This window comes from Streptomyces sp. NPDC037126, assembly GCF_055605965.1.
Map to the genome: position 1 here is coordinate 1 of NZ_JBVJTD010000046.1, position 13,112 is coordinate 13,112.

Sequence of the window (13,112 nt, forward strand, 5' to 3'; positions counted from 1 at the left end):
GCTTGGTATTTGCACGAGTTGACGCGGGACATGGACGTGAGGGCGTTCGTGTTGTTCTCGTCGATCTCGGGTGTGATGGGTTCGGCGGGTCAGGGTAACTATGCGGCGGCCAACGTCTATCTGGACGCCCTGGCCCTGCACCGTCGTTCGCTGGGTCTGGCTGCGCAGTCGCTGGCCTGGGGCGCGTGGGCGCCCACGGCCGGTATGACGGCGACGTTGTCCGAGGCCGAGCGCAAGCGGATCGCCTCCTCGGGCATCCCGCCGCTCAGCGTCGAACAGGGGCTGGCGCTCCTCGACACCGCGACCACCCTCGACGAGCCCCACCTGGTCCCCCTCGGCAGGCTCTCCACATTTGCCTCGCCCCGTATGCGCGGTGAGGTTCCCACCATGTTCCGTGGGCTGGTCCGTGGGGGTCGGCGCATGGCCGCGACGACCGCGAGCGGCGCCGGTACAGCGGCCGCACTCGCGGCACGGCTGTGGGACCTGAGCGAGGCCGAGCGCGTTCGTCTCGTCGTGGAGATGGTGCGTACCGAGGCCGCCGCGGTCCTCGGCCACGCCTCCGCCCAGAGCATCCACGCGGACCGCGACTTCAACGACCTCGGCATCGACTCCCTCACCGCGCTGGAGCTGCGCAACAGGCTGACCGCGGTCACGGGCCTGCGGCTGCCCGCGACTCTTGTCTTCGACCACCCGACCCCGATGGTCCTCGCCCAGCACCTCGTCACCGAGCTGCTCGACGAGAGCGGTGACGTCCACCTGCCGACCGCCGTGGTCGCGGGTGCGGCGGACGACCCGGTCGTCATCGTGGGCATGGCCTGCCGGCTGCCCGGCGGCATCGACTCTCCCGAGGATCTGTGGGCGCTCGTCACGGAGGGCCGGGAGGGGATCTCCGACTTCCCGACCGACCGGGGCTGGGACCTGGACGCCCTGCTGGGCGGAGGCCGTGGCCCGGACGGGCGCGGCCGGAGCGCCACGGCCAAGGGCGGATTCCTGCACGGAGTCGGCGAGTTCGACGCGGGCTTCTTTGGGATCTCGCCGCGTGAGGCGCTGGCCATGGACCCGCAGCAGCGGCTCCTCCTCGAAACCTCCTGGGAGGCGATCGAGCGCGCGGCGATCGACCCGACATCGCTGCGCGGCAGCGCGACCGGTGTGTTCGTCGGCACCGGTGGCCAGGACTACCTGACGCTCGTGATGAACTCGCGTGAGGACATCGAGGGCCACGCCAGCACCGGTCTGGCGGCGAGCGTGGTGTCCGGCCGTGTCTCGTACACCTTCGGCCTGGAGGGCCCGGCGGTGACCGTCGACACGGCCTGCTCCTCCTCCCTCGTGGCCATGCACCTGGCCGCCCAGTCGCTGCGCAGCGGCGAGTGCACGCTCGCCCTCGCCGGTGGTGTGACCGTCATGTCGTCCTCCCTCGGCTTTCCGGGCTTCACCCGGCAGGGTGGTCTGGCGACGGACGGGCGGTGCAAGGCGTACGCGGACGCGGCCGACGGCACCGGCTGGTCGGAGGGCGTCGGCGTCGTCGTACTCGAACGGCTTTCGGACGCGCGGCGCAACGGGCACCAGGTGCTGGCCGTCCTACGGGGTTCGGCGATCAACCAGGACGGTGCCAGCAACGGGCTCACCGCCCCCAACGGCCCCTCCCAGCAGCGCGTGATCCGCCAGGCACTCGCGAACGCCGGACTGTCACCGGCGGAGGTGGACGCCGTCGAGGGCCACGGCACGGGCACTACACTCGGCGACCCGATCGAGGCGCAGGCCCTGCTGGCGACGTACGGCAGGGAGCGCGACGCGGAGCATCCACTGCTGCTCGGCTCGCTGAAGTCCAACATCGGTCACACGCAGGCCGCCGCCGGTGTCGCCGGTGTGATCAAGATGGTGATGGCGATGCGGCACGGGGTGCTGCCCCGCACCCTGCACGTGGACGAACCCTCCACCCACGTCGACTGGTCCGCCGGTGACGTACGACTGCTCACCGAGGCGATGCCGTGGCCGCAGGCCGACCGGCCGCGCCGCGCCGCCGTGTCGGCGTTCGGCATCAGCGGCACCAACGCGCACACCATCATCGAGCAGGCCCCGCCGGTCGAGTCCGGCGACGACCAGCCGGACCTGACGCCCGCCGTGCTGCCCTGCACCGTGTCCGGCAGGTCCGAGACGGCGCTGGACGCCCAGGTCGAGCGCGTCACCTCGCTCGACGGCATCCGTCCGCTCGACCTTGCCTTCTCCCTCGCGGCCGCCGGTAGGGGAACCTTGGAGCACCGGGCGGTACTGGTGGAGGGCGCCGAGATCGCGCGGGGTGTGGCGGTCGAGCGGTCGTTGGCCGTGCTGTTCTCGGGGCAGGGGTCGCAGCGGTTGGGCATGGGCCGCGAACTCCATGCACGTTTCCCGGTGTTCGCGGAGGCGTTCGACGCGGTGTGTGCGGGGCTGGACCCGCACATGGACCGGTCGGTCCGGGACGTCGTGTGGGGCGAGGACGAGGAGCTGCTGAACCAGACCGCCTATGCGCAGGCGGGGTTGTTCGCGGTGGAGGTGGCGCTGTTCCGGCTGGTCGAATCCCTGGGTGTGCGGCCGGAGTTCGTGGCGGGGCACTCGATCGGCGAGGTCACCGCCGCGCATGTGGCGGGGGTGTTCTCGCTGGAGGACGCCTGCGCGTTGGTGGCTGCCCGGGGCCGGCTGATGCAGGCGCTGCCCGAGGGCGGCGCGATGCTCGCCGTCGAAGCCACAGAGGACGAAGTGCGGCCGCTGCTCGACGAGTTGGTGTCCCTCGCTGCAGTCAACGGCCCCTCGTCCGTGGTGGTTTCCGGCGCCCGGGACGCCGTCGAGGCGATCCGTGTCCACTTCGAAGGGCTGGGACGAAGGACGACACCGCTGCGGGTGTCACACGCTTTCCACTCGCCGTTGATGGACCCGATGCTGGGCGACTTCAGTGCGGTCGTGGCAGGGCTGTCCTTCTCCGCGCCGGAGATCCCGCTCGTCTCCAATGTCACGGGTGGGGTGGCGGCTGCCGACTCGGTGTGCGACCCGGGGTACTGGGTGCGGCACGTGCGTGAGACGGTCCGCTTCGCCGACGGGGTAAGGGCGTTGGGCGAGGCCGGGGCCTCGGCCTTCCTGGAGCTCGGCCCCGATGGTGTCCTCACGGCCCTGGCGTCGGCCTGCCTGGACGAGACGTCGGTCGCCGTTCCCGCGCTGCGGAAGGACCGAACGGAGGAGGGGGCGCTCGTCTCCGGGCTGGCGCGGCTGCATGTCCGTGGCGTGCGGGTCGACTGGGCCCGGCTCTTCGACCGTACGGGCGCCCGGCGCGTCGACCTGCCGACGTACGCCTTCCAGCGCGACCGCTACTGGCCGCAGACCGGCTCGGCGGCCGCGGGCGCTCCGGCGGGGGAGCTCGCCGACGCGGACTTCTGGGCGGCCGTCGAGGGCGAGGACCTGGCCGCCCTCGCTTCGGACCTGGAGGTGGACAGCACCGCTCTCGGGGCTGTGCTGCCTGCGCTGGCGTCCTGGCGGCGGCACCGGCGTGACCAGTCGCAGCTCGACGCGCTGCGCTTCCAGGAGTCGTGGCAGCCGCTGTCCCGCACCGCGAACGGCGGCCCGGCCGGACGCTGGCTCGTCGTCGCGCCCGCGGCCGGCTCGGCCGAGGAGTGGACCACGGCCGTCATCGACGCCATCGGTCCCGACACCCTCTGCCTGAACACCGGGCCGTCGGTGGAGCGTGCCGAGTTCGCCCGGCAGCTTCGCGAACTTCCCGACCCCGGAGTCCCGTTCGCGGGAGTCGTGTCGCTCCTCGCGCTGGACGCGGAGCGCGCCGTCACGGCGACCGCCGCTCTCTTCCAGGCCCTGGGGGACGCCGGTGTGACCGCGCCGCTGTGGTGTGTGACGCGCGGTGCGGTGGCGGTCGGCGCTTCCGAGGCGCTGTCCGTGCCGGCCCAGGCAGGTGTGTGGGGGCTCGGGCGCGTGGCGGCGCTGGAGCACCCGCAGCGCTGGGGCGGTGTGATCGATCTTCCCGAGACGATCGACCGGCGGTCGGCGCGGCGGTTCGCGACGGTCCTGGCCGGGCTCGACGGGGAGGACCAGGTCGCGGTGCGGGCGTCCGCCGCGTACGGGCGGAGGCTGGTGCCCGCTCCCGCCGGTGTGCTCGACGCCGGATGGCAGCCGGGTGCGGCGGACGCGCCGGAGGCGCGCGGCACCGTGCTCGTCACCGGCGGGACCGGCGGCCGGGGCTCCCGGGTGGCCCGCTGGCTGGCGGGCGCGGGCGTACGACGCCTGCTCCTCGTCGGCCGACGAGGGCCCGAGGCGCCCGGTGCTGATGAACTCATCGCCGAGTTGGCCGAGTTGGGAGCGGTCGCGGAGGTCGTGGCCTGTGACGTGGCCGATCGGGTCGCGCTGGCCGAGGTGCTGGCCGGTGTTCCCAAGGACGCGCCGCTCAGAGCCGTGGTGCATGCCGCCGGAGTCGTCGACGACGGGGTGCTGGACGAGCTGACGCCCGAGCGGTTCGACGCCGTGCACCGGGCGAAGGCGGCCTCCGCCCTGCATCTGCACGAACTGACCCGCGATCTCGATCTGTCGGCCTTCGTGCTGTTCTCCTCCGTGGCCGGGGCCGCGGGCGGACCTGGCCGGGCCACCGTGGCGGCCGCCGGTGCGGTGCTCGACGCCCTCGCCCACCACCGCCGGTCCCAGGGGCTCCCGGCGACCTCGCTGTCCTGGGGTGCATGGTGGGACGAGGACACGGCCGACGCCGCCGAGACGGAAGCCGGCTCCGGGGCCGCTGCGGCGCACCGCGCCACGGCGCCCGTCGTCCATCCCGAACTGGCCCTCGCGGCCCTGCGGCAGGCCGTCACCCGGCCCGCTCCCGCGCTGGTCCTGCTCGACCTGCGGCAGCCGCAGGTGCTGGACACGCTCGTCGGGCTGCGCGGCAACCCGCTGTTCAAGGAGCTGCCCGCCGCCCGCGAGGCGATCCGGGACGCGCTGGCCACTCGTGAGGAGTTCGCCTCGGAGGCCTCCGGGCTCGGGCGGAGGCTGCGGGGCCTGCCCGCCGGCGACCGTCTGCCGTTCGTCACCGACCTGGTGCGGACCCATGTGGCGGCCGTCCTCGGGCACACCGGCAAGGAGGCCGTGGCGGCCGAACGGAAGTTCCGCGACCTCGGGTTCGACTCGCTGACCGCGGTCGAACTCGCGGGCCGACTGGATCTCGCCACCGGTCTCAAGGTTCCGGCCACCTCCGTCTACGACTACCCGACCGCCACCGTCCTCGCCGGGCACCTGCTCGCGGAACTGCTCCACGAGCGGCCGGAGGACGGCGTGCGCACCCCCGCCACCGTGGGCGCCCCGATGGCGGACGACCCGGTCGCCATCGTCGGCATGGCCTGCCGGCTCCCCGGCGAGGTCCGCTCTCCGCAGGACCTGTGGCGGCTGCTCCGCGAGGGCGGTGACGGCATCGCCGCGTTCCCCGAGGACCGCGGCTGGGACCTGAGGACCCTGCGCACCGGCGACCAGTTCGGGCAGGGCCGCAGCGCCACCCTGGAGGGCGGGTTCGTCCCCGGAGTGGCCGACTTCGACGCCGCCTTCTTCGGGATCTCGCCCCGCGAGGCCCTGGCCATGGACCCCCAGCAGCGCCTGCTCCTCGAAACCTCCTGGGAGGCGATCGAGGGCGCCGGCATCGCCCCGGACACGCTGCAGGGCAGCCGGACCGGCGTCTTCGTCGGCACGAACGGCCTCGACTACGCGACGCTGATGATGAACTCCCGCGAGGACATCGGCGGCCACGCGGGAACCGGGCTCGCCAGCAGTGTCATGTCGGGCCGGGTCTCCTACACCCTGGGCCTGGAGGGCCCGGCCGTCACCCTCGACACCGCCTGTTCGTCGTCGCTGGTGGCGCTGCACTGGGCCGCACAGGCCCTGCGCAACGACGAGTGCTCCCTCGCGCTCGCGGCCGGTGTGACCGTCATGACCACCCCGGTCAGCTTCGCGGGCTTCACCGTCCAGGGCGGACTGGCCTCCGACGGGCGGTGCAAGGCCTACTCGGACGCCGCCGACGGCACCAACTGGTCGGAGGGCGTCGGCGTCCTCGTACTCGAACGGCTCTCGGACGCCCGCCGCAACGGCCACGAGGTCCTCGCCGTCGTCCGCGGCTCCGCGGTCAACCAGGACGGCGCCTCGAACGGCATCACCGCCCCCAACGGGCCGTCCCAGCAGCGGGTCATCCGGCAGGCCCTGGCCGCCGCCGGACTCGCGCCCGCCGACGTGGACGCCGTCGAGGGCCACGGCACGGGCACCGCGCTCGGCGACCCGATCGAGGCGCAGGCGCTGCTGGCGACGTACGGCCGCGACCGCGATCCGGAGCGCCCGCTGCTGCTCGGCTCGCTGAAGTCCAACATCGGCCACACCCAGGCCGCCGCCGGTGTCGCCGGTGTCATCAAGACGGTGCTGGCGCTGCGGCACGGCGTGCTGCCGAAGTCGCTGCACATCGACGAGCCGTCCTCGCACGTCGACTGGACGGCCGGGGCGGTGTCCCTGCTGACCGAGGCCCGGCCCTGGCCCGAGGTGGACCGGCCCTGGCGGGCGGGCGTGTCCTCCTTCGGCATCAGCGGGACGAACGCGCACGCGATCATCGAGCAGGCCCCACCGGCCGAACCCGCCCCCGCCGAGACGCCCGTGGTGCCCGCGGTGGTGCCGTGGGTGGTGTCCGGCAGGACCCCGGCGGCCCTCGACGCCCAGTTGGAGCGGATCACGTCCGCGGCCGGGCACTCCGCCCTGGACGTGGGCCACTCCCTGGCGGCCGGCCGGTCCGTCCTCGCGCACCGGGCCGTACTCGTCGACGGCACCGAGGTCGCCCGCGGTGAGGCCGCGGGCCACGGTACGGCCTTCCTCTTCTCCGGCCAGGGCTCGCAGCGGCTGGGCATGGGCCGCGCGCTGTACGAGCGCTTCCCGGTGTTCGCGCAGGCCTTCGACGAGGTGTGCGGACACCTCGACCGGCACCTCGAACAGCCGCTGCGGGAGGTCGTCTGGGGCGACGACGCGGAGCGCGCCGACCGGACGGTGTGGGCGCAGACCGGGCTGTTCGCGGTCGAGGTCGCGCTGTTCCGGCTCGTAGAGTCCCTCGGTGTGCGGCCCGACGCCGTGGCCGGGCACTCCGTCGGCGAGGTGGCCGCGGCGCACGTGGCCGGGGTGCTCTCCCTGGAGGACGCCTGCACGCTGGTCGCCGCCCGCGGCCGCCTCATGCAGGCGCTCCCCGAAGGCGGGGCGATGCTCGCCGTCCAGGCCACCGAGGCGCAAGCCGCCGCCGGGCTCCCGGACACGGTCGCCGTCGCCGCCGTCAACGGGCCCGAGTCGGTCGTCCTGGCCGGTGACGAGGCGGACGTGCTCAGGATCGGGCGGAAGTTCGCCGGCCAGGGCCGCAAGACGTCCCGGCTGCGTGTGTCGCACGCCTTCCACTCCCCGCTGATGGAGCCGATGCTGGACGGCTTCCGGGACGTCGTGACCCGACTGTCGTTCGCGGAGCCGAGGATCCCGCTCGTCTCGAACGTCACCGGCGGGACCGCCACCGCCGAGCTGGTGTGCGACCCCGAGTACTGGGTGCGGCACGTCCGCCGGACCGTCCGCTTCGCCGACGGCGTCAGGGCGTTGCGCGAGGCCGGTGCGTCGGCCTTCCTGGAGATCGGCCCGGACGGCGTCCTCGCCGCCCTGGCCCAGCAGGGTCTCGACGGAGACGACGACGGGCACCGTGTGGTCGTACCGGCGCTGCGGGGGCCTGACTCCGAGGAGCACGCGCTGGTCACCGCGCTGGCGCGGCTCCACGTGAGCGGCGTGCGCGTCGACTGGCCCCGGCTGTTCGACGGCACGGGCGCCCGCCTTGTCGGTCTGCCGACGTACGCCTTCCAGCACGACCGCTACTGGCCGCGACCCGCACCGCTGTCCGGTGACGTGACCTCCGCCGGGCTGCTGCCGGCCGAGCACCCGCTGCTCGGCGCCGCGGTCCCGCTGGCCGGCTCCGACGGGCTGCTGTTCACCAGCCGGCTCTCCCTCAGGGTCCACCCGTGGCTGCTCGACCACCGTGTGAACGGCACCCCGCACGTGCCGGCGACCGCCTTCCTGGAACTGGCCGTCCGCGCCGCCGACCAGACCGGCTGCGCCCACGTCGCCGACCTCACCCTGACCGCACCGCTCCCGCTCGGCGGCGGGCAGGAGCCGGTCGTCCAGATGTGGACCGGCGCCCCCGACGACACCGGGGCCCGTACGGTGGACTGGTACGCCAGGTCCGCCGACGCCGCCCCCGACGAACCGTGGACCCGCTGCGCCACCGGCACGCTGACGCCGGAAGAGCCCGAAGAGCTGGACGAGTTGGACGGGCCGGTCGCCGCCCCGTTCGACGCGCTGGTCTGGCCGCCCGCGGGCGCCGACGGCCTGGACCTGGACGGCTTCCACCAGGCGTCCGGGCACGGCCCTGCCTTCCAGGGGCTGCGGGCCGCCTGGCTGCGCGGCGACGAGCTCCTCGCCGAGGTGGCGCTGCCCGCCGACATCGCCGAGGACGCCCGCTGGTTCGGGCTGCACCCGGCCCTGCTGGACGCCGCACTGCACGCCACCACGCTGCTCGGGGTCGGCGAGGAGGGCCGGCAGTGGCAGCCCCTGCGGTGGAGCGGTGTGTCGCTGCACGCGAGCGGCGCCTCCGTCCTGCGGGTACGGCTGCTCCGGCGCGGCGACGACACGGTGTCCCTCACCGCGGTGGACGCCGAGGGCGCGCCCGTCCTGTCGGTGCGGTCGCTCCGACTCGCGGCGCCGCTGGAGGCGGCGGCCCGTCAGGCGGGGCGGGATCCGCTGTTCCGCCTGGAGTGGATCCCGGCCGAGACGGGCGGCGAGGCCGAGCCGATGAGCTGCGTGGCCCTCGGCGCGGACGACTTCGGGGTGGGCGCCTCGACGCCGTCCCTCACCGCACTGGCCTCGGCGGGGTCCGACGTCCCGGACCTGGTCGTCGTCTCCCTGCCCGCGGCGCACGCCGACGACGGGACCGGCCCGGACACCGGTGAGGCCGCGGGCGCGGATGCCGGTGGGGTTTCCGGGCGGGGCTCCGGTGAAGCCCTCGGCCCGGATGCCGGTGGCGTGCCCGCCGTCGTGCACGCGCTGACGGCCCGGGTCCTCGGTCTGGTCCAGGAATGGCTCGGCGAGCAGCGGTTCGCGGGATCGCGGCTGGTGTTCGTGACGAGGGGAGCCGTGCGCGCAGACTCGGAAGCGCTGCGCGACCTCGCGGGCGGCGCCGCCTGGGGCCTGGTGCGCTCGGCCAACTCCGAGCACCCGGAACGGTTCGTCCTGCTCGACGTCGAGCGGGACGAGGACGTCACCGCGGCCCTCGCGCGGCTCGCAGGACCGCTCGCCGAGGGCGAGGCCCAGTTCCTCGTCCGCGAGGGAGTCGTCCGGGTGGGCCGGCTGGCCCGCCTGCTCACGGGACCGAGCCTGCTGCCGCCGGCCGGTGTGCCGTGGCGCCTGGAGCGCACCGACGACACCGACGAGGACGGCCTGTGGCTCGCCCCCTTCCCGGAGACGGCCCGGCCCCTCGCCGCCGGACAGGTACGGCTCGCCGTACGCGCGGCCGGACCGGTCGCCGAGGAGGGCCCGGTGCCGCTCGGCCGCGTCGCGGGCACGGTCACCGAGACCGGCCCCGGCGTGCGCGCGGTGCGCCCCGGTGACCGGGTGACCGGTCTGGAGCCGGTGCCGCTCGGCCCGCTCGCCGTCCTGGACGAGCGGCAGCTCGCCCCGCTGCCGGCCGACCGGACCTGGCAACAGGCGGTGTCCGCCGGTGCCACGGCCGTGACGTCGTACGACATCCGGCACGCCCGCACCGCCCTGGGCGAGCGCGGGACCGCCGAGGGCGTCGTGCTCACCATGCCGCCGGTGTGGAACCCGGACGGCACCGTGCTGATCACCGGTGGCACCGGCGCGCTGGGCCGCCACCTGGCCCGGCGCCTCGCGATCCGTGGCGCGCGCCGTCTGCTGCTCACCAGCCGGCGCGGCCCGGCAGCGCCCGGAGCGGGCGAACTGGTCTCCGAACTGGCGGAGTTGGGGGCGAGCGCGACCGTCGTCGCCTGTGACACGGCCGACCGGGAAGCCACCGCGGCGCTGCTTACGGGGATCCCCGCGGAGCACCCGCTCACCGCCGTCGTGCACACCGCCGGTGTCCTCGACGACGGCGTCGTCACCTCCCTCACCCCCGAGCGCCTCTCGGACGTGCTGCGGCCCAAGGTCGACGCGGCCTGGAACCTGCACCACCTCACCCGCGACCTCGGCCTGGCGGCGTTCCTCACCTTCTCGTCCATCGCCGGCGTCATGGGCAGCCCCGGCCAGGGCAACTACGCGGCGGCCAACTCCTTCCTCGACACGCTCGCCGACCACCGCACCTCCCTCGGCCTCGCCGGTACCTCGCTCGCCTGGGGTCCGTGGGTCCAGGACGACGGCATGACGAGCGAGCTGAGCGACACCGACATGCGGCGCATGCAGTCCGGTGGCATGCCCCCGCTCTCCATCGAGCAGGGCCTCGGACTGTTCGAGGCCGCCATCGGCTCCGCCGAACCGCTCGTCATCCCCATCGGCCTCGCGGGCGGGGCGATGCGGCCGCAGGGCGAGGTACCGCCGCTCTTCCGGGGGCTGGTGCGGACGGCCCGGCGGACGGCCGTGAACGAGGCGGGCGGCGCGGACGTGACCGTCACCTTCACCCGGCGTCTGCTGGAACTGCCCGAGAAGGACCGGATGCGCTTCCTCACCGACGTCGTGCGCACCGAGGCCGCCACGGTCCTCGGCCACGCCACGGCCACCGAGGTGGAGGCGGACCGGGACTTCTACGAGCTCGGCTTCGACTCGCTCACGGCGGTCGAACTGCGCAACAAGCTGTCCGCCGTCACCGGCCTCAGGCTCCCCGCGACGGTCGTCTTCGACAACAAGACGCCCGCCGACCTGGCCGCCTGGCTGCGCGGCGAACTCGCCACCCGGCAGCCCGACCCCGACGGCGAGCCGGGCAGCGCCCTCCTGGCACCCTCCGGCGGACCGGAACTGGACTCGCTGGAACGCCTGTTCACCGATGCCCTTAGGAACGGCAAGGTGGCCGAGGCCCAGCGCATGCTGGCGACCGTGGCGGCGCTGCGGCCCAGCTTCGAGGCGACCGCCGAACTGGAGGACCTGCCCTGGGCCGCGAACCTCGCCGAAGGAGACCTGGGCCCGAGGCTGATCTGCGTCAGCGCACCCACCGCCAACGCGGGCATCCACCAGTACGCCCGGTTCGCCGCGCACTTCCGCGGCCGCCGTGACGTGTCGGCGCTGCCCCTGGTCGGTTTCGCGACGGGCGAGCGGCTCCCCGCCAACCCGGAGGTCGCCACCCGCACCATCGCCGAGAGTGCCCTGCGGGCCAGCGAAGGCCGGCCCTTCGTCCTCCTCGGCCACTCCTCCGGCGGCTCCTTCGCCTACGCGGCGGCCGGGCTGCTGGAGCACACCTGGGGGATCAGGCCCGCCGGTGTCGTCCTGCTGGACACCTTCAGCTTCCGGCACGACGCGGGGGAGGGCGTCGACTACAACGGTATGATGCGGCTCAATTTCGCCGCAGGCGGCGCCGCCGGCGCGGACGCGGGAGCGGAGACCTCGCCGGTGCGGCTGACCAACTCGCGGCTGTCCGCGATGGGCCGCTGGATGGTCCTGCTCAACCAGCTGGACGTCCAGCACACGACGGCTCCCGTCCTGCTGGTCACCTGCGAGAGGTCGCTCGTCGGCGTGGACCGCGCGCCCATCGAGCGGCAGGACGCCCCGCGCCGCCGGCAGCCGCTCGTCGCCGGTGCCGACGAACGCGTCGTCGACGCCGACCACCTCTCGATGGTCCGTGAGGACTCCGCGAGGACGGCCGGGATCGTGGAGGAGTGGCTCGGGCGGTACGACGAGCCGGGCGCGGCCCAGGCGAACTGATCGCCGCGAAGGCCTCCGGTGCGCGGGGGATGCCGAAAGCACCGGCGCACCGGGGGTTTTCGTGTTCCGGGATCGCTCATGGTGCCGTCGGCCGCCCCCGCGCAGCCCCCGACCGCACGGTCGGCGGTCGGCTTTCGGCCACCCCGCCGCACGCCCAACCGGCGCCCGTGCCCGGTGTGTTCCGGAAAAGTCTCGGGTCTCGCCTAGACATTCCGGGTGCATGGTGACCCACGCACACAGGGCAACAATGAGACAGGGGAGGGTGGCACTTGTGGAGCGGAAGACGCACAACGCACATGTCGAGGACGCCGTGGAGCGGCTGCGCCGGTCGGGCGCGGTGATGGCGCCGCGGCCGGAGGCGGAGGCGCTGGCGGCACACACCTTCGGGGCACCGCCGGCCGGCCTGCCGGCCGACGTCGAGCCGGACGAGGAGTCGGCCGCGCGGTTCCACGCCCTCGTCGGCAGGCGAGCCGAGGGGGTTCCGCTCGGATACCTCATCGGCCGGGCCGCCCTCGCGGGCATCGAGGTGGAGGTCGGTCCCGGGGTGTTCGTACCCATGATCGTGAGCGAGGCGACCCTCGCGGCCGGCCTGAAGGCGACGGCGGACATCACCGCCCCGCTCGTGGTCGACCTCTGCGCGGGCTCGGCGGCGTTCGCGCTCGCCGTCGCGCACCACACCCCCGGCGCCACCGTGCACGCCGTGGAACTCGACCCGGCCGCCCTCGACTACGCCCGCCGCAACAGCGCGCGGCGCACCGCACTCGGCGACACGCCCGTCGTGCTGCACCAGGCCGACGTGACCGTACCGGGGACCCTCGCCGACCTCGACGGCGCCGTGGACCTCGTGCTGTCCTCGCCGCCGTACACCCCCGACGAGGCCCCCGTGCCGGCCGAGTTCGCCGTGCACCAGCCCCGGAACGCGGTCTTCGGCGGCCCCGACGGCCTGCGCGTCACCCGGCACGTCGTGGAGACGGCGGCGCGACTGCTGCGCCCGGGCGGCACGCTCGTCATCGAGCACGGGCCCCTGCACGCCGAGACCGTGCCGGCCCTGCTGCGCGCCGACGGGCGCTTCGAAGAGGTGACCGACCACCCCGACGCCTACGTGGGACACCCGCTGTACGCCCGGGCCACCCGCAGCGGCCCCGCTCGCTCCACCGACAGCCCGGCATAGGCCGCCTCTA

The 13,112-nt window shown here is 74.4% G+C and carries 1 protein-coding gene and 1 pseudogene; both read left to right on the forward strand.

Going from position 1 to position 13,112, the window contains the following annotated elements; translation table 11 throughout:
- Window positions 1-9: 9 nt before the first annotated feature.
- Window positions 10-11,931: pseudogene (locus tag ACZ7FF_RS43015) on the forward strand (type I polyketide synthase); the annotation flags it as partial.
- Between the two features lie 271 nt (window positions 11,932-12,202).
- Window positions 12,203-13,102 (forward strand): N5-glutamine methyltransferase family protein, encoded by a 900-nt coding sequence (locus ACZ7FF_RS43020; protein WP_470819954.1) that lies wholly within the window; start codon window positions 12,203-12,205, stop codon window positions 13,100-13,102.
- Window positions 13,103-13,112: the final 10 nt, after the last annotated feature.